The sequence below is a fragment of the Candidatus Neomarinimicrobiota bacterium genome, from assembly GCA_018651745.1.
In the GTDB taxonomy this organism is placed as follows: domain Bacteria; phylum Fidelibacterota; class Marinisomatia; order Marinisomatales; family TCS55; genus JAAZYX01.
The window spans coordinates 14,594-36,581 of the sequence record JABIDL010000002.1 but is presented as its reverse complement, the minus strand read 5'-3'; the positions used below and the strand labels follow the sequence as shown (position 1 = coordinate 36,581).

General features: G+C 39.0%; 17 protein-coding genes. All 17 read right to left on the bottom strand.

Features of this window, described 5'->3' with window-relative positions; genetic code table 11:
- Nucleotides 1-2: 2 nt before the first annotated feature.
- The 17 genes from HOD97_00275 to lysS all read right to left on the bottom strand — a co-directional run bounded on the left by HOD97_00275 (nt 3) and on the right by lysS (nt 21,985).
- Complete coding sequence (locus HOD97_00275; protein MBT4280050.1) at nt 3-755, bottom strand: geranylgeranylglyceryl/heptaprenylglyceryl phosphate synthase; 753 nt, start codon at nt 753-755, stop codon at nt 3-5.
- Nucleotides 756-764: 9 nt separating this feature from the next.
- Nucleotides 765-1,151, bottom strand: a complete 387-nt coding sequence (gene gcvH / locus HOD97_00270) for a glycine cleavage system protein GcvH (protein MBT4280049.1) — start codon at nt 1,149-1,151, stop codon at nt 765-767.
- An 11-nt stretch (nt 1,152-1,162) separates the two neighbouring features.
- Entirely contained in the window at nt 1,163-2,518 is a 1,356-nt protein-coding gene (gene accC / locus HOD97_00265) for an acetyl-CoA carboxylase biotin carboxylase subunit (protein ID MBT4280048.1), read from the bottom strand.
- Nucleotides 2,519-2,544: 26 nt separating this feature from the next.
- Nucleotides 2,545-3,003 carry an acetyl-CoA carboxylase biotin carboxyl carrier protein gene (gene accB / locus HOD97_00260; protein ID MBT4280047.1) on the bottom strand — a complete coding sequence of 153 codons (459 nt, stop codon included), beginning with the start codon at nt 3,001-3,003 and terminating at the stop codon, nt 2,545-2,547.
- 28 nt (nt 3,004-3,031) lie between these two features.
- A complete protein-coding gene (gene efp / locus HOD97_00255) occupies nt 3,032-3,595 on the bottom strand; it encodes an elongation factor P (GenBank protein MBT4280046.1) in 564 nt (187 codons plus the stop codon).
- A gap of 50 nt (nt 3,596-3,645) precedes the next feature.
- Nucleotides 3,646-4,596 (bottom strand): hypothetical protein, encoded by a 951-nt coding sequence (locus tag HOD97_00250; protein MBT4280045.1) that lies wholly within the window; start codon nt 4,594-4,596, stop codon nt 3,646-3,648.
- A 17-nt stretch (nt 4,597-4,613) separates the two neighbouring features.
- Nucleotides 4,614-5,489, bottom strand: a complete 876-nt coding sequence (locus HOD97_00245) for a DUF58 domain-containing protein (GenBank protein MBT4280044.1) — start codon at nt 5,487-5,489, stop codon at nt 4,614-4,616.
- A gap of 12 nt (nt 5,490-5,501) precedes the next feature.
- Complete coding sequence (locus HOD97_00240) at nt 5,502-6,497, bottom strand: MoxR family ATPase (GenBank protein ID MBT4280043.1); 996 nt, start codon at nt 6,495-6,497, stop codon at nt 5,502-5,504.
- Between the two features lie 16 nt (nt 6,498-6,513).
- Nucleotides 6,514-7,005 carry a tetratricopeptide repeat protein gene (locus tag HOD97_00235; GenBank protein ID MBT4280042.1) on the bottom strand — a complete coding sequence of 164 codons (492 nt, stop codon included), beginning with the start codon at nt 7,003-7,005 and terminating at the stop codon, nt 6,514-6,516.
- A 96-nt stretch (nt 7,006-7,101) separates the two neighbouring features.
- The gene (locus tag HOD97_00230) at nt 7,102-8,919 is read right to left on the bottom strand and encodes a BamA/TamA family outer membrane protein (GenBank protein ID MBT4280041.1); all 1,818 of its coding nucleotides are present in this window, start codon (nt 8,917-8,919) and stop codon (nt 7,102-7,104) included.
- A 9-nt stretch (nt 8,920-8,928) separates the two neighbouring features.
- Entirely contained in the window at nt 8,929-12,705 is a 3,777-nt protein-coding gene (locus HOD97_00225; GenBank protein ID MBT4280040.1) for a hypothetical protein, read from the bottom strand.
- A 103-nt stretch (nt 12,706-12,808) separates the two neighbouring features.
- Nucleotides 12,809-14,704 carry a molecular chaperone DnaK gene (dnaK, locus tag HOD97_00220; protein ID MBT4280039.1) on the bottom strand — a complete coding sequence of 632 codons (1,896 nt, stop codon included), beginning with the start codon at nt 14,702-14,704 and terminating at the stop codon, nt 12,809-12,811.
- Nucleotides 14,705-14,842: 138 nt separating this feature from the next.
- Nucleotides 14,843-17,341, bottom strand: a complete 2,499-nt coding sequence (locus HOD97_00215; GenBank protein MBT4280038.1) for an ATP-dependent Clp protease ATP-binding subunit — start codon at nt 17,339-17,341, stop codon at nt 14,843-14,845.
- A 30-nt stretch (nt 17,342-17,371) separates the two neighbouring features.
- On the bottom strand, nt 17,372-18,046 hold the full coding sequence (locus tag HOD97_00210) for an ABC transporter ATP-binding protein (GenBank protein ID MBT4280037.1): 675 nt from the start codon (nt 18,044-18,046) through the stop codon (nt 17,372-17,374).
- Nucleotides 18,046-19,239: an FtsX-like permease family protein gene (locus tag HOD97_00205; protein MBT4280036.1), complete on the bottom strand. Its 1,194-nt coding sequence runs from the start codon at nt 19,237-19,239 to the stop codon at nt 18,046-18,048. The genes HOD97_00210 and HOD97_00205 overlap by 1 nt, the downstream gene beginning before the upstream one ends.
- Nucleotides 19,236-20,450, bottom strand: coding sequence for an ABC transporter permease (locus tag HOD97_00200; protein ID MBT4280035.1), 1,215 nt, complete (start codon nt 20,448-20,450; stop codon nt 19,236-19,238). Before HOD97_00200 ends, HOD97_00205 begins: the two co-directional genes overlap by 4 nt.
- A gap of 38 nt (nt 20,451-20,488) precedes the next feature.
- Nucleotides 20,489-21,985 carry a lysine--tRNA ligase gene (gene lysS, locus HOD97_00195; GenBank protein ID MBT4280034.1) on the bottom strand — a complete coding sequence of 499 codons (1,497 nt, stop codon included), beginning with the start codon at nt 21,983-21,985 and terminating at the stop codon, nt 20,489-20,491.
- Between the last annotated feature and the right edge of the window lie 3 nt (nt 21,986-21,988).

The window sequence follows — 21,988 nt, the reverse complement described above, 5'->3', positions numbered from 1 at the left end:
GTTTACTCCTTTACATGAACAGCATTTGAAAAAGCTTGCATCAAATCTGATGAATCACTTTCTTCTACAGCTGTTCCGGTAACAATAAAGGTTGCACCTGCTTCAACTTTTCGACGTGCATCTTCAGGCGTTTTGATACCACCTCCAACAATAACTGGAACAGACACCTGACTGCATATGCGTTTAATGGTTTCATCCGGAACAGATTCATGCGCTCCGCTACCCGCTTCAAGATAAATTAATTTTTTGCCTAAATATTCTGATGCCAAAGCATGTGCAACCGCAATATCAGGACGATGCAGCGGTAAAGGTTGGGTGCCACTCATAAATTCAACGGTAGAATGTGCCCCTCCATCAAACAGTAAATAACTTGTCGGGATGACTTCCAATCCAAGATCTTTAACAATCGGCGCTGCAATCACTTGCTCTCCAATCAAGTAATGAGGATTCCTCCCGGATAAAACTGCTGTAAATAGGATGGCGTCAAAATGTTCATTCAACTGATTTGCGCCGCCCGGGAAAAAAATGACCGGTACGGTTGAAGATTCTTTAATCCGTTTGATCCGCTCATGATATTTACCATCCATCATCAAACTTCCACCGACAAAAATAGCATCTACGCCAGCGTCATGAGCCGCCTTCAATCTTGCTTCTAATGTATGTTCATTCTTCCTATCAGGATCAAGAAGGATAATGTAGCAAGCGCCGCGTTTTTCAGCAGTTTTTAATAAGGTTTTGAAAACAGATGAGTTCATTAAAATATCCTAAGAATCGTTCTTTAAATAGTTTTCGTAATCTGATGCGGACATAAGAAGGTTCCATTCAGATTCGTCCGGAATTTTTATTTTTACCAACCAACCGTCACCATAAGGATCGGAATTTACGAAATCAGGAGCATCCTCAATTTCATCATTTATGTTGATAATTTCGCCGGATAAAGGTGCGAAAAGATCTGCAACCGTTTTTACAGCCTCGATGGTTCCAAATGGTTCGTCTTTTGTTATGTGGTCATTTAATTCCGGAAATTCGACAAAAACGATATCTCCTAATTCTTTTTGTGCATAATCGGTTATGCCAACCGTAACAGATCCGTCGTGCATTTTAACCCATTCGTGATCTTTCGTGTACTTTAAATCGTTAGGTATAGTCATTAAATTTTCTTTTAATTGTTTGGAGGATTGTATTCAAATGTTTCTAAAAATCCGGTATCAAATTCGCCAGATTGAAATTGCTTATCTTTCATGATGGCTTGGTGGAATGGAATCGTGGTTTTTGGTCCTTCAATGATGCATTCTTCCAAGGCTCTTTGCATTCGGTTAATGGCTTTTCCCCGATCAGAAGCATGCACGATGAGTTTGCCAATCATAGAATCATAATAAGTCGGAATTTCATATCCAGCATATGCGTGGGTATCCACACGAACTCCTTTACCACCCGGGAGATGAAAACTAGAAATGGTCGCCGGAGATGGAATAAAATTCTTGGCAGGGTCTTCTGCATTAATCCTGCATTCGATAGCATGTCCACGAATTTGTAGATCATTTACATATTCCGGAAGAGGTTCGCCCCAATGCATACGAATTTGTTGTTTAATAAGGTCGGCGCCCATTACCATTTCCGTCACGGGATGCTCTACTTGAATACGAGTGTTCATTTCCATGAAATAAAAATCTTTATTTTTATCCATTAAAAATTCCATCGTTCCAACGCCAACATAATTAACGGCTTCTGTACCTTTAACGGCCAAGGCGCCCATCTTTGCTCGCATTTCTGTATCCACTGCAACTGAGGGAGATTCTTCAATCAATTTTTGATGACGCCGTTGAATCGTACATTCTCTTTCTCCCAAGTGAACAACATTTCCATTGGAATCTGCTAATATTTGAACTTCAATATGCCTTGGGTTAACAAGAAATTTTTCCAGATAAACATCGCCGTCTCCAAAAGAAACCAATGCTTCATTCTTTGCAGTATCAAATGCATTGTCAAATGCTGCTTCATTTTCTACAAACCTCATTCCCTTCCCACCACCGCCGGATGATGCTTTTATCATAACCGGGTAACCCATTTCACTCGCAAGTTTTTTTCCTTCCGAAACGTCTTTGATAATGCCGTCACTGCCTGGAATTACGGGAATGCCGGCAGCTTTCATGGTGTCTTTTGCATGAGATTTATTTCCCATTGCTAAAATCGTTTCAGGCGTTGGTCCGATAAATGTAAAATCGTTGTCCTCAGTGATACGAGAAAATTCAGCATTTTCCGAAAGAAATCCATATCCCGGGTGAATAGCATCCGCATTGGTAATTTCTCCCGCTGCTATAATTCGAGGGATATTAAGGTAACTGTCTTTGCTGGAAGGCGGTCCAATACAAACAGCTTCATCCGCAAATTTGACATGGAGAGATAATTCATCAGCTGTAGAATAAACTGCAACTGTTTTTATTCCCAACTCGTGACAAGCACGAATAATTCGCAAGGCGATTTCCCCGCGGTTGGCTATCAGGATTTTTTTAAACATGACAGTTCAGAAAATGTTAGATAATATCAAGATGGCTTGATCACGAAGAGAGGTTGATTAAACTCCACGGGATTTCCATCTTGTGCCGTTATTTTTTGGATGACACCATCCTGCTCCGCTTCAATTTCATTCATGATTTTCATCGCTTCAATAATACATAAAGTCTGACCCATTTTTACAATATCGCCCTCATTAATAAACGGGTCCGCTTCCGGCGTTGGTGAGCGATAAAATGTTCCGGGCATAGGCGATAAAATTGACTCTCCATCTATAGATTCCGCCGGAGATTCCGATTGTGGCACCAGTGGTTTATCCGATAAACCAGGCGACAATTCAATGGCATTTTCAACTGGGGGACCCGACATTTTGTAAGATCCTCCCGATTTGGATACGCGGATCCGTTTCCCCCAAAAAGTTATGTCGATTTCTTCAACATCACTATTCTCAAGGATATAAATAATTTCTTTAACTTTATCTTTCCACATTTGATTTCCTCAAATTACGACAAATCGTTTATAATTTCGCCCGTTCAACATACGCACCCGTTCGCGTGTCAACTTTTAATTTATCACCTTCATCCACAAATAACGGCACCTGAACCTCATAACCTGTTTCAAGCGTTGCCGGTTTGGTAGCGCCTGTTGCCGTATTTCCTCGGATGCCTGGTTCCGTGTGTGTTACCTCAAGAATTGCATGCGCAGGGAGGCGAATATCAAGAATTTCGCTCCCGTCGAACAATAGATCCGCTTCCTGACCGGCAATGAGATAATGCTTTGCCTCGCCAACAGTATTACCAGCAACCAAAAGTTGCTCATATGTGTGATTATCCATGAAGATAAAATCTTCACCATCAGCATATAAATATTGCATCGTTTTTGCATCTACTCGAATCAATTCAATTTTTGCGCTGGCGTTAAACGTTTCATCAAATATCTTTCCCGTCTGGATATCTTTCATTTTCGTACGAACAAATGCTCCACCCTTTCCAGGTTTTACGTGAAGGAATTCAATCACTTTCATTCTCTTCCCCTTGTGGAGTAAAACTGCACCCTTTTTAATTTCTGATGTGGTTGCCATAATATCTTTCTATTATTAAACAATAAACTTACGAAATTTTCATTTAAAATTTACGGAAGACTCGTATCGATTCGCTTCCAAAATATTGTCGTGTTTTTAATGAATTTTTGGGTAGAATCAATATCCAATTGGATTGTTTCAACGTCCGAGGTTTCTTTTGCATACTTCACGAGATCCGCTCGTTCAAGTATATTCTTCCACGCACCCTTTCCCGTAGATCCAAAGGGCAAATCGTCAGTATGCTTAACAATATCCTCCGTAGTCATTTCTAGGGTCTTAATAAAAAAACTAAATTCAATATATTCTCGGATGATGTGGGACAATGAAGTATAATATTCCTTTACCGTCCGTCCGTCTTGCTTGATCTGTTTACGAAGGTCTGTCAATTTTTTTAATGCTAACTCGTCCGGCGGCGGAATATCAAGCAATGGCTCCGAGAAACGGAAACGATCCGGAACACGACGAAACCATATACCAATTATCAAAACTAATAATATCAGGAATGTTGTTCCGAACAAAAGAGTCCGAAAGGGGAAACCTTTTTCAATGGAAACCGGATTTTTAGCCGGCTTTAAATTTATCGAACCAGCTGCGCGAAAAAGAGAATCCTCTGCAATGGAAGAAAAAACAAAAACCTGAAGGCTATCCATTGTCATCGTCTTTGCCAAAGTAGAATCACTGTTCAAAAGATTTACTTCGATTGGCGGTATATAGTGAAATCCCGTATCCCACAAAACCAATGTAAAATCAATGGAGTCTAATCTTGTTCCATCAGCATTCAACAATGTATGTCTAATTTCAAGGGGATCGTTATTTCGAATTTCAGAAAATTGAAGCATCTTATTTTTCGGCGCAGATGCTACAACTTTATAATGGAAAACATCTCCAATGCCGACACGATTTGTATCCAGCTTTGCAAATGCCTGGAAGGTTTTTTCTTGATCGGTTTCTGAACATCCATTCAGCAATAAAGAAATCGCAATTATATAGAAGAAAACCATTTGTAGTTGTGAATCCCTTAAAACCGCTTTTCTCTTAAACGGAAATAATTCATGAGCGGTTCTACATAATCATCCTGAGTAGAAATCGGAATTAAATCGAACCGATTCTTACGACATGTTTTCAGAAAATCATCCTTAGATTTTTGACGCAATTCTTTAATCGCTTGCCGATCCGAAGTTGAACTTGTATCTATCCAAAAAACTTCACTCGTCTCCGGATCTTTCACTTTTACCATTCCAAGGTTTGGAATATTATCCTCGGCGTGGTCGTGAATTTGAATTCCGATTAAATCATGTTTTCTATTAGCTATCTTTAATGATTTCCAATATCCTTCATTCATAAAATCCGATATCAGAAACACAACGGATCGCCGATGAGACGTGTGGAGAAGAAAATCTAATGCATTTTGCAAAGATGTCCCCTTTTTCTCTGGTTTAAAATAGAGAATTTCTCGAATGACACGTAATATATGTGATCGTCCTTTTTTGGGAGGAATGTATTTTTCAACATCATCGGTGAAAAAAATAACTCCGACTTTATCATTATTTTTTATAGCGGAGAAACCAAGAACAGATGCCAACTCTGCTGCAAGCTCAGTTTTAAGTCGAGATTTTGAACCGAATTGACCGGACCCGCTCATATCCACCATAAGAATTACTGAAAGTTCACGTTCCTCTTCAAAAATTTTAATAAAAGGTGCGCCGGTGCGGGCAGTAACATTCCAATCAATTAGCCTGATGTCGTCACCGGGGACATATTCTCGAACTTCGGAGAAAGCCATTCCCCTTCCTTTAAATACCGAATGATATTCTCCGCCGAAGAGATCATTCACCAAACCACGGGTTCGGATTTCAATTTGGCGAACTTTTTTGAGGATTTCCCGGGGTATCATGTTGCCCGAGAATTAAGGAATAATGACAGTTTCCAAGAGACGTTGAATAATATCTTCAGGGGTAAGTTCTTCCGCTTCGGCTTCAAAGTTAAGAATAATGCGATGGCGCAAAACATCCATTGCAATATATCTCACATCTTCAGGAGTAATATAACCGCGATGTTGAAGGAATGCCCTTGCTTTGGCACCAAGAACCAGATTAATCGTAGCACGCGGGGAAGCACCGTATTCAATTAATCCACCTAAGTCACCCATTCCGGAACCTTCCGGATCCCGTGTTGCGAAAATGAGATTTAAAACATATTCCTCAACTTTTTCATCTACATAAATTTCATTCAGTAAAGATTGCGCATCCAATATTTCATCCGAACTAATGACAGGTTTGACTAAATCGACAACGTGGGTTTTAGCGGATTTACGTAAAATGATTCGTTCCTCTTCTTTGGAAGGATAATCCACCTTTAGTTTCAGCATAAACCGATCGACTTGCGCTTCAGGAAGCGGGTAAGTCCCCTCTTGTTCAATTGGATTTTGTGTTGCTAAAACAAGAAAAGGTTGATCGAGAATGAATGATTCTTCTCCAATGGTAATTTGCCTTTCCTGCATGGCTTCTAATAAAGCACTTTGTACTTTTGAAGGTGCACGATTGATTTCATCTGCCAATATGATATTAGAAAAAATAGGCCCTTTTCGTATTTCAAAGGAGCTCGTTTTCTGGTTAAAAATGAGCGTTCCCAGCAAGTCTGCCGGTAACATATCTGGAGTAAATTGAATGCGCTGAAACTGAGTATCAATCAGCTGCGAAATTGTTTTTACAATCAGAGTTTTAGCTAACCCCGGAACGCCTTCCAATAAAATATGACCATTTGCCAACAAACTAATGATTATTTTTTCAACCAGTTCAGTTTGCCCAACAATAACCTGTCCAAGACCTTTTTTTAATTCATCTACAAATCCAGACCGGGCAGATATTTTTTCGTTTATTTCTGATAAACTAAAATCTGACATTCAAGAGAAACTTTTATTAGGATGCGATATTTTTTAACGCATCAATCTGATTGATATCCTTGCCAAGATATTGCAGTTCAAATTGTACATCATCATATAAATCATGATCTGGAAATTGATTCAAAAATTGATCATATTCTTTTTTGGCGCTATCAAGATTCTGAATATAATTGGCATAAATAAATCCAACCATAAATTGGGCATTAGCTTCTAAGCCACTTCCAGAATAAGATTCGACAACTTTTTTATAGGCCGTAATTGCTGCCTCGAAATCTTTAATATTGTTCATATAAATATCCCCAATGAAATACTGGGTTTTAGACGCAAGATCATGATCTGGATACAATTCCAATAATTTAGATAAATCTTCAATTGCACCGGAATTATTGCTCACGTTTCGTTTTGTTTCTGCCTGTGTAAACAAGGCCTCAGCTGTTAATGGTTTCCCACAATTCATTCCCACCAAAAGTAGCCCGCTAACTGCGATTATTATGTGTATGTTTTTCATAGTCCTCTCGAAAAAAGTTTGTGAATTTATTCGTTCCATCATCCTCTCGCAAGTGAGAATTGAACTTTATACATTAAGGAAGTTAACGGGTTCCGATTAAAATGCATATAATACTCCTAGATGAATGCGCCATTCGGATGGATCTTTTAATTGGGATGCATATTCCAACCGCACGGGTCCTAAAGGTGTTTTTAAGGTCGCGCCAAACCCGCCATCCCATTGAAAATCTGCGAGGGAATTCCATTTTTCCGCGACATCCAATTTTCCGCCATCCATAAAAATAACACCTCCAATCAATCCATAAATGGGAAATCGAATTTCTGAATTAATAAAAAACCGAAATGTTTCACCTTTTGGAGTATTGGTTGAATTTCCCAACGAATCTGTTACAACTGAAAATTCCAAAGGGTCCCATGCTCTTAAGTTTGTGCTCCCACCTAAATAAAATTTATCAAAAAGTATTTCTTCATATTGTTCATCCGAATTATCCCATCCCTGCAGAATTCCATAATTTCCACGAAGCGCCAAAATAGTTTTTCCAAAAATATTTATATATTTTCTAGCATCGAGTTCAAATTTTAAAAATTCCCTGTTACCACCTAAAAAACCACCAGTGCTATTAATCTTAATAGAAATAATGGATCCTTTAGAAGGGAAGAAAGGATTATTAGTTTGATCCAGTTTGTAATGAATGTCCACCTTTTTTTGCTCGATATTTTCCTTTAGTTCTTCCGGCTCTTCAAATTTCTCCCATTTAACTCCCATGCTGATATAAGACCGTTCGCCAAATTTGTGAATGGTGGTAATTTGCATTCCATATCGAAATATAAATGGCCCCTCAAGATCAGCGAAATTTTTAAACATGTGAAAAAAACTTTTGAATCGTGTTGGAATTCTGAGCGAGCCAATCCATTGATTTGAAAGATTTGCATCCACTCGAAGTCGAGGGTAATGGAATTGCTCTTCAATCGGAAGATCAGCAGATATTTTGGAACTTATTCTATTGGTTGATCCAAAAATACTTCTGTTTAGCCATTCCAAGTTTCCTCCAATTCCCGGAACGGGGAGCAACCCATCACTAATTTCAATTTTATCAAACCCACCATCAGACTGAATAACTCTTCGTTCCTTAAACGGTTTTACGTGGACACTTACTTCAACTGAAGAATCAGAAGGTGTTCCTAAGTCGGGGACAATGCTTACAAAAGAAAAAATACCAGTTTCAAGAATCCTTCGTTTTGAATTATCTATGGTTGATTTCTTGAGATTTTCACCTTCATTAATAAGTAATTCTCTACCGACCAAGTACTGTTCAGACGAATCAATATTGTCGATTGATATTTTATCCACCGTTAAATTCGGTCCTTCTTCTATTAGCAATAAAGCATTAACTGAATCCTTTATTTCTGGTAAGAAATCGAAAGAAACATAATATTTACCATGTTCTTGGTACGTTTCTTCCAACGTTTGCATTTGAGAATTAACCTTAATCGGATTAAACGGTTCATCAATTATTAATCCTAGAATTGAGGTGATTATTCCTGTGGGAATTGCCTTATTACCTTTTACATCTATTGACTGTAAAAAATATTGTTTCCCTTCATTGATTGTATAATTAAGAGTGGCTTTATCATCTATAATTGAAAAAGAATCATTTACAGTTGCTGATAAAAATCCGTTTGAAACGTAATATGTCCTGAGAGAAATGGCATCTAATTTTTGGATACGCGGGTCAAACTCTTTTTGGGAAAATATTCGTGGTTCATGCAATTCTATAACTGAATGCAACTGTTTTGCTTTAATTGAACCATTACCCAAAAATTGCACTTGCGAAACAAAAATTGACGACGGTTCGCTCCGCACGAAATTCGAAAATATCAGTAGAGTCACAGACCCTACGCTTAACCAACTCATTTGAAATCCTTAGTAAGAGTACCTTAAACGGTATTTAACACTCATGAAACCTTCCTCATCTACGCTGCCCACAAGTGAAAAATACGGATTTAATTTCAATTCTACACCCATCTTACTTTGATTAGGATTCACAAGAGAAAAAGATCTTTTATAAGAATAATTAAGCGATAAATTACCCGAAATTTTCCGTCCGGCTTTTATGGTAAATTCTTCATCACTATCCTGATCAATTAAACTTCCCACTCCGGAAACACTAACATCATCCACAAGACCCATATCTTCAATACCACTGATTTGAAATAAATTCTTTTCAAGCTGACTCTCAAGATAGGCGCTCAAAAGTGTTTGGGCTTGTGCACCAAAACCCTCAGATGAAATTTCCTGATCTTCGAACCTGCGGTGAAAGGTTAATAATTCTAAAATATCACTTTGGGAGAATCCACTTGCTGATTCTAGAAATAAATCTGGGTTTTCGAGTGGTCCAACAAGAGAAATGCTTATTACTTCTTTTCCTATAGTTGTTGATGCGGAAATATCCATCGTTGGATGAAAGCCTTTCCCATCAAAAACAAGCGGACCTTTTAATTCTTTAAAAACATCATGGTAATAATAAAACTTTCCATCACTTACCAAAAGCTCACCGGAAAAATCCATATCAGAATCGCCGAATTTTGAAATAAATATGTCGCCTGTAACTATCGCATCTACCTGGCTATTTTGAAGTAAAAAATCCTGCTCAATTGGGAATTGAATTTGATAAGATATTATGACCTTCCCGGGCTTATCTAAAGCTTTCCCAACGGCTGATGAAGTAAATTCTTTTCTCATTACTCCCTCCACTGGTGCAATATCACCTGCAATTACAATTGTGTCGCGCCCGGTGATAGATAAATTTAAATTGGCCGTTCCCTCAATATCTCCCAATAAAGTCTTGATGAAAACCTGCGATCCAGATAAATCAATTTGATATTTGGGTTTAAAAAATGAATCTAAATTTATTAAACCGGTTAAATTCACGTTTGAATTCATAAGATCCTTATCTGTCATTTCCGCAGAAAATGATAGAATATCAAACGAATTATTCTTGATATCCGCTTGAGAATTAACATGTATTACCGGGTCTCGAAGCAAGGTCGTATAAATGGAAGCGTCCTTGCTAACAATGTATCCATTTCGAATCAAATTATCAGGGATACCATCAATTAATAATTCAAAGTCAAAATTCCCTAATATCGAATCAACGGTACTCATATAAGGTGTTAAATAATGCAAGGAATTAAGCTCTCCCTGAGTAGCAATATGAATAGAATCCGTTTTATTGTAATGTCCAAAATTTTGAGAGCCAATATTTAAATCTAGGGGAAGAAACCCGATCCCTTTCATTTGATTTCCTCGATAACGGGAAGAATAATCGCTAAAGATCAACTTTTGGCCGGTATAAAATCCTTTCCCATTTACAATCCCAAGTGGAATTAAATCGTAAAAACTATCTGTTATATTCAAATCAAATTGAAATCTGGTATCTTTGGTATTACCCCCAAATTTCAATGTCCCCGTTGCCAATCCCTTCACCGGCAGATTCCCTAGCAGCAAAGTTGACATCAGTTGCATACTAATTTGATTTAGATCTGCAATTAAAGTAATCTCAAGAGGATCGTTTCGCTGTTCCGGCAATGGAAAATCTCCTTTTACTTCTAAAGAAGTCCGTCCATTCTCTTCCAATTTGAAACGTTCGATTGAAAATACATTATCCTTAAAAATTACGGATAAATCAAGATTATCATATGCATGATTAAAAAAGGTACCATTTTTCATCGATCCATCTAATTGAAAAACGACTTTTGAAGAATCCATGTTAAATACTGCATTCCCAAAAGCGTTTCCGGTAATGGGAAATTCATCCATACCCAGAATAGATTGAACAATATCAGCGTCAATATTGGAAAGGCTTAACCTACCAGCTAAAGAATCACCACGATAAAATTCACCCTTCATAATTCCATCATCAATATGAATCTTAAAGGGATCCAGTTTTATGTCATCTTCAATAAAATGAACCATCAACGGTTCTGTGCTAACCAGATAATGTCCTCTATAAGCAATTTGAATACGTTGTAGTTCCGCAAAGTCACCAATGGCTACAAATCCGCTCAACCCAAGGAAGTCATCCCCATCGTTAAACTCTAAACTCGTAATTTCCCAAATTTCTGGTTGAAATGAAACATCAACCGTACCATTATCAAAACCATACTCATTCCAAACTCCTTTACCTATTTTCATTTGAACCCACCCACTTGATAAATCTTGAATTTGATTGATTTGACACGCCATTTCAACATACTTTAAGTGAATATTTTGCAATCCAACATCCTTACAAATCAATTCTGCTTTCACAGTTGGAACATCCATAGGACCCTTTAGCTTTAGGGACCCTGTAGCAGTTCCGCTAGTGAGAGAATCTGACCAAAATTTATTAATAAGAAATACATCAGCATCTTTTAAATCAAGACTGATATCTACAAATTCTGATGCAAAATCTGCTTCGCCTTGCACTATAATAGAACTCGGGCCGATGGCAAGAGTTAAGGGGTGGGAAATAGAAATAAGATTATCATGAAATTGAATAGACCCAGACATGGTGATATCCTTTTCACTATATAATTCGGTCTCTTGAATCTCTGCAGTTAAATCAAGGTCACTTACTTGACCTGAATCGATCAATCCTTCAAAAAGTACAAATCCGGTTAAATCGGTATTTTGCTCTTGTAACATCCATTCACTTAAATCCAAATGAGTTAAGCTAACGGTGCCGTTAAAATGTCCAGCATATTCAAAAATTCCCTGCAGAGTAAGCTGAGCAGTTTCACTTTTCATATTGATTTGGTTAATGACGATATGGTCCGATTCATTACTAAGTGATATTTTTCCTTTCATATCAAGCCCAAGATCATTTCGTACAGAAACATCGCCATCCATTGTATGGAAATCAGAAGAGAGATGAACTTTAGTCTTTAAACTGGAAAATTTAGGTTGAAGGGGAAGTTTTTCGAAAAGTCTTTCAGGGATAATGTATTCGTCAAATTCTAAATCCAACTTTAAGGAAGGTATTTCATCAAACGTTGCATTAATAGACCCATTAAACCCAATGCCCATTACAATGCCATTTTCGGTAAACATGTGAAATCGAGATGAATCCAATTCTGCCAATACATTATAAACAGAAAAACCAACCGGTGTTTTACTTGAGCTTCCAGAAAATTCATCAATCTGGAGTAGAGCTTTTCCATCATCTTGACTGTAATCACCCTTAAAGAAAATTGAATAAAGGCGCATTTCATCCTTGATCGTTAACGGAACAGATCCATCTAATTCAAAATTCTTTAAATCAAATTTTATATCTGGTAGTTGAAAATTAGGAATTTGAAATTCGTCTGTTGGTTTTTTCAAAGAAATGTTACCTGGTTTTACCTGAAGTCCATTTATCATGATGCGATCCATATTGATCCCGCCAAAAAGAATCGATCGCCAGATATTGATATTGGTCTCCGTATAAGAAACAATCACCTGTGTACTATCACGATGTTCAAATTGAATATTGTGTGCGGATACGGTTGAAAGTAAATGCCCGTCTAAAGATCCAATGGTTGCTTTCCATCCACCTTGTTTAATGTTTCCGTTGAGGAATGCTTCAATGTTAGCTTCCCATAAACTGACTCTAGACAGAAAACCTCCGGCAATAACAATTGCTAGAATGAATAAAATAAATGTTGTTTTAGTTTTTTTCAATGAAATGTTAGGTTTTCCTTATTAACGAATATACTGAAGAGCAGTTCCAAATACAAAAAAAGCGTCCGGGTGGACGCTTTTTTATGTTTGGTCGAAATTGATGTTATTCTACGACTTCAAAGTCAGCATCTTCTATCTCTCCATCCTTCTTATCTTTCGATTTTTTATCAGGTTCTTCATCCTGCGAGGGAGATTCCTTTTTCGAATCATCATACATCTTGGTTGCAATCGCATTCCAAAGCTGATTCACTTCATCTATTGAGGATTTAATATCATCAAGATTCGAAGCTTTATGTGCATTTTTGAGCTTTTCAACAGCAGCTTTAAGAGGATCAGCTTCTGCATCATCAAGCTTTTCCTTGAATTCTTCAAGGTTTTTTTCCGTTTGGTAAATCAACTGTTCAGCCTGATTATGAACATCTACGTCCTCGCGTTTTTTCTGATCCTCTGATTCATTCTTTTTTGCATCTTGAACCATTTTATCAATTTCATTTTCAGAAAGCCCGCTGGATGCTTCAATCCGAATACTTTGTTCTTTACCAGTAGCCTTATCCTTTGCATTCACATTTAGAATTCCGTTTGCATCTATGTCAAACGATACTTCAATTTGTGGCACACCTCTTGGAGCAGAGGGAATTCCGTCCAAATGGAATCTTCCAATGGTTTTATTATCCAATGCCATCTCTCTTTCACCTTGAAGAACGTGAATTTCCACCGTAGTCTGACCATCTGCAGCTGTGCTGAAGACCTCTGACTTTTTTGATGGGATGGTAGTATTTCTTTCAATTAAAGACGTTCTTACGCCTCCAAGAGTTTCAATACCCAAAGTCAGTGGAGTGACATCCAACAACAAAATATCATCCACGTCACCTGCAAGCACGCCACCCTGAATGGCAGCACCAACAGCTACAACCTCGTCTGGGTTTACGCTTCGGTTAGGGTCTTTTCCAAAAATTTCTTTTACTTTTTCCTGAATTTTTGGGATGCGTGTGGATCCACCAACAAGAATGACTTCATCAATTTCCTTTGCGGAAAGACCAGCATCGCTAATCGCTTTGATGCAAGGATCAACTGTTCGATTTATTAAATCATCAACTAAATCTTCAAATTTCGCACGCGTCAAATTTAAATTTAAATGTTTCGGACCAGAAGCATCTGCAGTAACAAACGGTAAATTGATATCCGTTTGCTTCGAGCTTGACAATTCTTTCTTAGCATTTTCCGCTGATTCTCTTAATCTCTGGAGCGCCATTGGATCTTTTTTCAGATCAATTCCATCACTTTTTTTGAATTCATCTGCCATCCAGTTAATGATTCGTTGATCGAAATCATCGCCGCCCAAATGTGTATCGCCATTAGTAGATTTTACCTCACATACGCCATCGCCAAGCTCTAAAATGGAAATATCAAAGGTTCCACCACCTAAGTCAAACACGGCAATTTTTTCTTCTTTCTTGCTATCAATTCCGTATGCAAGCGATGCTGCTGTGGGTTCATTAATGATTCTACGAACATTGAGTCCGGCAATTTTTCCGGCATCTTTCGTAGCCTGCCTTTGAGTATCATTAAAGTAAGCCGGGACCGTAATAACGGCTTCTTCCACGCTGGTTCCCAAATGATCTTCAGCCATTTGTTTCAATTTTTGAAGCGTCATTGCACTAATTTCGGGTGGAGAATATTGGTTATCCCCAGCTTCAATTACCAAACCGCCACCAGCTTTTTGGGATACTTTATATGGAACTTCTTCGAGTTCCGTCCCGACTTCTTCAAAATTCCGACCCATAAATCGCTTAATTGAAAAAACGGTATTTTCAGGATTGGTAACCGCCTGACGTTTTGCAGGCTGACCAACCATTCGTTCTCCATCTTTCGTAAATGCGACGACGGACGGAGTGGTTCTCCCGCCTTCCGGGCTTGTAATTACTGTAGGCTCTCCGCCTTCTAATACAGCCACACAAGAGTTTGTTGTTCCTAAATCAATTCCTATAATTTTACCCATGTTTGTTCTCCAATCGTATTTGAATAATGTTTGTTGCTAATCATTACTCAATAAATATGCCAATTGTAATAGTTAACCTATATGGCAGAATGTGCTATAATTTAGTCGAATTATGCCTACATATGGCAGAATTTCCGGTTAAATCTTGGTTGTTTTAGTTTTGGGGTTTCGTTTTAAAACGGGACGAGATGATTTAGATGAAGGTTTTCTTTTTACATTTGAAAATGTCATTTCTGATTTTTTTACATCCACCTTTATGGCATCGCCATCCAAAAATGTACGTTCGAGCAATTTTTCTGAAAGTGGATCCTCAAGCAATGATTGGATTTCTCTGCGAAGTCGTCGGACGCCGTATTCGACGCTGTATCCTTTTTTCAATACAAGCTGCTTTGCTTTTTTTGTAATCGTTAAATGAATGGATTTTTTGTCAAGATTCTCCATTAAATCGTTTAGTTGAAGATCAATTATCTCTAACACATCTTTTTCAGAAAGGGGGTGAAAAACTACTGTTTCGTCAATTCTATTTAAAAATTCCGGATTAAAAGTGGTCTTCACTTGATCCAAAACACGTTCCTTGATTCCTTGATAATTATTATCCGCTGAATTTTCGATAAAACCATAAGTTCCACCACCTTGTATCTCTTTTGTCGCAAGATTAGAAGTCATAATAATAATAGCATTCTTAAAATCTACTTTTCTTCCTAACCCATCGGTTAGTATACCTTCATCAAAAAGCTGGAGTAACACATTAAAAATATCAGGATGGGCTTTTTCTATTTCATCAAATAAAATTACAGAATAAGGGTTTCGCCGAATTCTTTCAGTTAATTCGCCACCTTCTTCATACCCTACATAGCCGGGAGGCGCACCAATTAAGCGAGAAACCGAAAAGCGCTCACCATATTCCGACATATCTATTTTGACTAGGGAATCTGCATGATTAAAGAGATATTTTGCGAGCACTTTTGCCAATTCTGTTTTTCCCACTCCCGTTGGACCCAGAAATAGAAAAACGCCAATCGGACGATTTGGACTTTTCAATCCCGCACGTGTTCGCTGAATTGATTTCGTCACACTGCTAATGGCTTCCGCTTGACCTACAATTTCTAAACTGAGTTTATCCTTCATTTTTAATAATCTTTGGGATTCTGACTGGGCCACCTTATTGACCGGAATTCCCGTAATCATAGCCACTACATCCGCAATTTTTTCTTCGGTGATTACGACTGGATTCAACCGTTCTTGTTTTTGCCATTTTTTCTGATGAGAAGCTAAAATCGATAAAAGGCTTTTTTCTGTATCCCGTAATAATGCGGCTGCTTCAAAATCCTGATCAGCGACTCTTAATTCTTTTTCTGACCGAACTTTTTCAAGTTCTAGTTCTATATCTATTACTTCCTGCGGAACGTTCATATTCATCATGTGAGCCCTAGAGCCGGATTCATCCATAATATCAATTGCTTTGTCAGGCAAAAATTTATCTGAAATATACCGATTTGAAAGATGGACACAGGCGTCAATAGCAGTTTCATCGTACACCACATTGTGATGCTCTTCATATTTTTCTTTTAATCCATTTAATATCTGAATGGATTCTTCTACCGTAGGAGGATTAATCATTACCTTTTGGAAGCGGCGTTCAAGCGCACCATCTTTTTCGATATACTTTCGAAATTCATCTAGTGTTGTTGCTCCTATGCAATGAATATCTCCACGGGCAAGAGCAGGTTTAAACATATTTGAAGCATCCAACGATCCTGAAGCACCACCTGCACCAACCAATGTATGAACTTCATCAATGAACAAAATAACATTGTCCACCGTTTCTAATTCCACCATAATAGTTTTCATCCGTTCTTCGAATTGTCCACGATATTTCGTGCCCGCTACAACAGCCGCAAGATCGATTGCAAGAATTCGTTTATTATACAACAATCGAGGGATTTCTTTTTTATGGATGCGTTGCGCTAGTCCTTCAATGATGGCGGTTTTCCCAACACCGGGCTCACCAATAAGTACTGGATTATTTTTCTTTCGCCTGGTCAAAATTTGTGCGGCTCGCTCAATTTCATCGGTACGCCCGATAACCGGATCCAATTTCCCCTCTATCGCCATTTTAGTAATATTACGAGAAAAATGATCTAATGCCGGCGTCTTTGACTTTTTGGATTTTTTCAACTTTTCAGGAGCGATTGGCGCTGGTTCATTTCCTTCATCCTGAATGAGATCTCCTACACTATCATAATCGATATTAAACGAATTGAGGACTTCGAATGCAATTCCATCAGATTCCTTTAGCATGGCCAATAACAAATGTTCATCATCTGCCACCGATGAACCCATCGCCGCTGATTCGTTAAATGCATTTCGAAGTATTCGTTCTGCACGGCGGGTGAGCGGAAGATGTCCAAGCGTCATGGTGCCACCGGATGTTTTGATCATATCAATAATCATCGTACGCATATCATTTACATCGCAATTGTAAATATCAAATATTTTTGCAGCGACTCCGTCTTCATTTTTAAACAAACCCAAAAGCAAGTGCTCAGAACCCACATAACTATGCCCCAATCGAACCGCCTCTTCTTTGGCCGATTTCATAACTGCCTGAACTCGCTTGGAAAAATTTTCTTTCATTTTTGTTGGTTAATCTATTTTTTCTTCCCTCTAAATTACATCACTTTCAGAAAGTCGTCTATCTTTTAATACCAATTTGCGCGTTCCGATGTCCGCGACATTTGCATTATGCGTTGCAATCACAAATGCCTTATGTGTATCCTTGTGCAGCTTTTGAATCAGTTCTGTTAATTTTTTTGCGTTCTCCGCATCAAGGTTTCCTGTCGGTTCATCCGCAAACACGATTTCCGGATTATTGATGAGCGCACGCAACACCGCCACACGGGATCGTTCACCTCCGGAGAGTTCGGACGGATAATGATCTTTTCGATCCGAAAGTCCGACATAATCCAATAGTTCCAACGCTTTTTGTTTAGGTGAATCCTGTCTTGGGTTGATCTCAGCGGGGATTACAATATTTTCCAACGCGGTGAATTCAGGAAGTAAATGATGGAATTGAAATACAAATCCCATGGACGTATTCCTCACCGCTGCAAGGTCTGCGTCATTCAGGCCGTTTGTGTTTTTCCCGTGAATGGACACGGTCCCTGAATCCGGTGTATCCAGCGTACCAAGTACATTAAGCAAGGTAGATTTCCCAGCACCCGATGGACCCATTATTGTAATAAGATCACCGGCATCTACTACCAAATTAAGGTCCTGAAATACAGAAATTGTTTCCGATCCTTTTGAAAATGATTTGGATATGTTATCTGCGGATAAAATCATTTTTCGTATTGCAAAGATTCAAATAAGGGCATTCTGTTTGCTTTCCATGAGGTAATGATAATAAATCCAAGAATTAAAATCAACGAAATCGCTATAATCCAAAAAACGTCAGCCGACAACAATATCATAGGGACAGAATCTAGAAAATAGATATCGGACGGCAGCGGAATGAATCCGATGGCTTGCTGAGTCCATACCAAAATTAACCCAAAGGTGGACCCGGCAGCAATACCTACAAAACCGATCAGTATTCCCTGTGTAAATATGATCGAGCGAACATTTGCCTGCGGTAGCCCCATTGCTCTTAAGATGCCAAACTCTTTTGTCTTCCGGATGATAATGAGAAATAGAGTTGATGCCAGGTTAAACCCGGAAACAATGATAATAAGGCTGAGGACAACCAATGCGCCGATACGTTCCAGTTTCATGGCATTCAGTAAACTCGGATGCGCCGATTCCCATGTTGTAACAGAAAGCGATTGTGGAAAGATTTGCGTAAGAGCGAGTTGTACTTTTTTTACATTTTCACCGGAGGTCAAGCGGACGTCAATGCCATCCAAAAGTTGTTTTCTTGTAAACAGTTTCTTGCCGACGGCCAATGGAATAAACACGAGCCTGTCATCATAATCAAGCACATCAGTTTGGAAAATATTAGAAATCACAACTTTCTGTGATAGCGGAAGTCCGAACAATGCAGGTTGGTCCACGGGACTCAGCAAACTCAATTCTGAGCCGATGCCTGCATTGAGTCGTTGTGCGAGATGTTTTCCCACTGCAATTCCATAAGTTTCTTCTGCAATGGATATTGAAATACCGTAAACTGATTCTAACTGTGACATGTCTAGCGCCTTCATCGTGACCATTTTATGGTATTTTCCGTCAAACGTAATCAATCCTTTTCGTTCCATAAATCCAGCGAATGATTTGACAGATTTTTGTTGAGATAATACCGTAAAAGCGTTGGAAATTTCGCCTTCTGAATTAAATCCGGTGATGCGCAAATCGCCTTCGATGGATGCCAGTCGTTCGGTTACTTTTTCCTCAAATCCCCTCAGCACCGCCGTAGCAACAATCATGGAAAAACATCCAACCGAAAGACCAATTACGGCAATCCAAGCCGATAATTTCCCCGGCCTATTTTCTCTCTGGCTTAAAAGGAATCTTGATGCGAGTTTTAAATTTAGCTTCATTCGTAACGCAATACACTTGAGGGTTTTAAGTTTGAAGCGGATGAGGCCGGCCAAAAAGATGCCAGAGCAGAACCAAGTACAGCAAAACCGAGAATGATTGCGGTGGATTTCAGGCTGAAATCTATCGGAATCTTGTCCATGAAATAGACATCCTCCGGAATAGGAATGAGTCCAAATTCAGATTGTAAATAGCCGATTCCAAAGGCCAGTACGCATCCAATTATAGCGCCGCCAAATCCAATCAACATCCCTTTCATTAGGAATATCGCGCGTAATCCTTTTTTTGGAATGCCAAGAGCGAGCAAAACTCCCATATTGCTAATTTTCTCCAACACAACCATAGACAATGCCGATATGATATTTACTAAGCCAACCAAAGTAATCAGCCCAAACAAAATGTAAATAGGCCACTGCTGCACTTTAATCCACTGAAACAGTATATAATGTTTATCAATAAAGGACTGCGTAAAGTATGGGTACGGCAATTTTTCGTCCAGCGTAGCTACAATCGATTCTACTTGGTCCGGATTGGTACCGTGAGTCGTCCACCCGGATACATTATTATCGTACTTAAATAGCGCCCCCGCTGAAGATAAATTTGTGAATACTAGTGATTTATCATATTCCTGAAGCCCGGAGTGGAAGAACCCGGAAATGGTAAATGTTTTTGCGCGGCGGTAACCCAAAGATCCCGAAATAGAAGCCATATCAAATAACACAACTGATTGCCCAACGGATAAATCAAATTTGTCAGCAAGTGTTTTTCCTATAATAATTTCGGATTCAGATTGGATCCACGTGCCTTCAACCAGCAATTGTGCAGCTGTCGGCAGAGTACTTCCGGATTCGATCCCTTCCACCAAAACTCCTTCTGCTTTTTTCCCGATACGAAGCAGTGCGGGATTTTGGATGAATGCTCGCAATTCTGCGCGCGGGTCGCGATTCATTAATATAGTTTTCGCCATTTCCATTTCCGCGCTATTCCGGTTGAGTGGATGGTTTAAAAAATGTTGAATTCTTATATCTCCATCAAAATCGGATATTTTTTCGGATAATACTTTTTCAAATCCATTGAGAATGCCAGATGTCAGTAACAAAGAGGCAACGCCGATGGATAACCCAATCATAGCAAAAATCCCGGCAAAGGATGAAAAGGTTTTAATCCCGGGTGTTCTTAAATATCTAAGTGCTATCTTAAATGAAAATTGCATTTACAATTACTCCCGGAACCCATAAGCCGGGATTCGATTTAATCGTCTCCTGACGACCGCATAATTGGAAATAATATAACATCGCGAATCCACCGCTGATCGGTTAGCAGCATTACGAGGCGGTCCATACCGATGCCGACACCGCCGGTTGGCGGCATGCCGCATTCCATCGCTTGGATAAAATTTTCGTCTACCGGCTGGGCTTCTTCGTCTCCTTTTTCTTTCAGTTCGGCTTGCGCCTCCAACCTTTTCCGCTGGTCAACTGGATCATTCAATTCAGAAAATGCATTGGCAAATTCCGCGCCTCCAATAAACAACTCAAACCTCTCTACCATATTCGGGTCGCCATTTCTGTGCACTTTCGCAAGTGGCGAAATTGCCCGCGGGTAATCCGTTACAAATGTCGGCTGCAGTAGGTCTGGTTCAATGAGGCGTTTCATGAGCTCATCTAAAAGCTGGCCATAATTTGAATCTTCACTCACTTCAAGGCGTTGAGCTTTGCAAATAGTTTTAAGTTCATCTTCGTTAGCTTCGGAAATATCTTCCCCGAGTTTTTCCTGTAGCAATTCAAACATCGGTTTCCGGGTAAACGTTTTAGAAAGGTCAATTTCAATATCCTGCCAAGAAATCTTCAAAGGTCCAACAGCCACCGCCGCTGCGCGAAACATGGATTCCACCAGCGTCATATTGTCCTCATAATCGGCGTATGCTTGATAATATTCAAGCATCGTAAATTCCGGATTGTGGTTCCGGTCCATTCCTTCGTTCCTGAAATCTTTTGCAATTTCGTACACCTTTTCAAATCCACCGATAATGAGACGCTTCAAATAAAGTTCATCAGCGATCCGAAGATAAAGCTGTCGATCCAGCGCATTGTGATGTGTCGTAAACGGGCGAGCATTCGCACCACCATAGATGGGTTGAAGTACCGGCGTTTCTACTTCCAAAAATCCTTGCGCATCTAAAAATGACCGAACTGCCTGGATAATTTTCGTCCGTTTTACAAACACTTCTTTTGATTCCGGATTGACAATTAAATCCAAATGTCTATTTTTATACCGCAATTCTTTATCGGCAAATGCATCAAACACTTCGCCTTCTTTTTCTTTCACAACCGGAATGGGTCGGATGCTTTTTGCAAGTACAGTTAACGCAGCCGCATGAATGGATGTTTCTTCAGTTTTTGTTTTGAAGACTTTGCCGGTCACACCCGCAATATCTCCAATATCCAATAGTTTGAAATGAGCATACGAGTCTTCTCCAACTTCATCCTTTTTAATGTAAATCTGGATTCGCCCAACCCCATCTTGCACATTAAAAAAAGATGCTTTCCCCATTTTCCGCATAGACATTATTCGTCCTGCTACCGTAACAGTTTCGCCTTCATATTTTGAATAGTCCTCATGGATTTCACGACTATGATGTGTTGGTTCAAAATTATGCGGATAAGGGTCAACTCCGGCTTCTCTTAGGGAATTCAGTTTTTCCATTCGAAATTTCATAATTTCATTTAAACTTTTCTTTTCGTCACTCATTTT

Bases quoted from the DNA above. Each gene is read 5' to 3' on its own strand.
- HOD97_00275 (MBT4280050.1), bottom strand. From the start codon at position 755: ATGAACTCATCTGTTTTCAAAACCTTATTAAAAACTGCTGAAAAACGC.
- gcvH (MBT4280049.1), bottom strand. From the start codon at position 1,151: ATGACTATACCTAACGATTTAAAGTACACGAAAGATCACGAATGGGTT.
- accC (MBT4280048.1), bottom strand. From the start codon at position 2,518: ATGTTTAAAAAAATCCTGATAGCCAACCGCGGGGAAATCGCCTTGCGA.
- accB (MBT4280047.1), bottom strand. From the start codon at position 3,003: ATGTGGAAAGATAAAGTTAAAGAAATTATTTATATCCTTGAGAATAGT.
- efp (MBT4280046.1), bottom strand. From the start codon at position 3,595: ATGGCAACCACATCAGAAATTAAAAAGGGTGCAGTTTTACTCCACAAG.
- HOD97_00250 (MBT4280045.1), bottom strand. From the start codon at position 4,596: ATGGTTTTCTTCTATATAATTGCGATTTCTTTATTGCTGAATGGATGT.
- HOD97_00245 (MBT4280044.1), bottom strand. From the start codon at position 5,489: ATGATACCCCGGGAAATCCTCAAAAAAGTTCGCCAAATTGAAATCCGA.
- HOD97_00240 (MBT4280043.1), bottom strand. From the start codon at position 6,497: ATGTCAGATTTTAGTTTATCAGAAATAAACGAAAAAATATCTGCCCGG.
- HOD97_00235 (MBT4280042.1), bottom strand. From the start codon at position 7,005: ATGAAAAACATACACATAATAATCGCAGTTAGCGGGCTACTTTTGGTG.
- HOD97_00230 (MBT4280041.1), bottom strand. From the start codon at position 8,919: ATGAGTTGGTTAAGCGTAGGGTCTGTGACTCTACTGATATTTTCGAAT.
- dnaK (MBT4280039.1), bottom strand. From the start codon at position 14,704: ATGGGTAAAATTATAGGAATTGATTTAGGAACAACAAACTCTTGTGTG.
- HOD97_00215 (MBT4280038.1), bottom strand. From the start codon at position 17,341: ATGAAAGAAAATTTTTCCAAGCGAGTTCAGGCAGTTATGAAATCGGCC.
- HOD97_00205 (MBT4280036.1), bottom strand. From the start codon at position 19,239: ATGAAGCTAAATTTAAAACTCGCATCAAGATTCCTTTTAAGCCAGAGA.
- HOD97_00200 (MBT4280035.1), bottom strand. From the start codon at position 20,450: ATGCAATTTTCATTTAAGATAGCACTTAGATATTTAAGAACACCCGGG.
- lysS (MBT4280034.1), bottom strand. From the start codon at position 21,985: ATGAGTGACGAAAAGAAAAGTTTAAATGAAATTATGAAATTTCGAATG.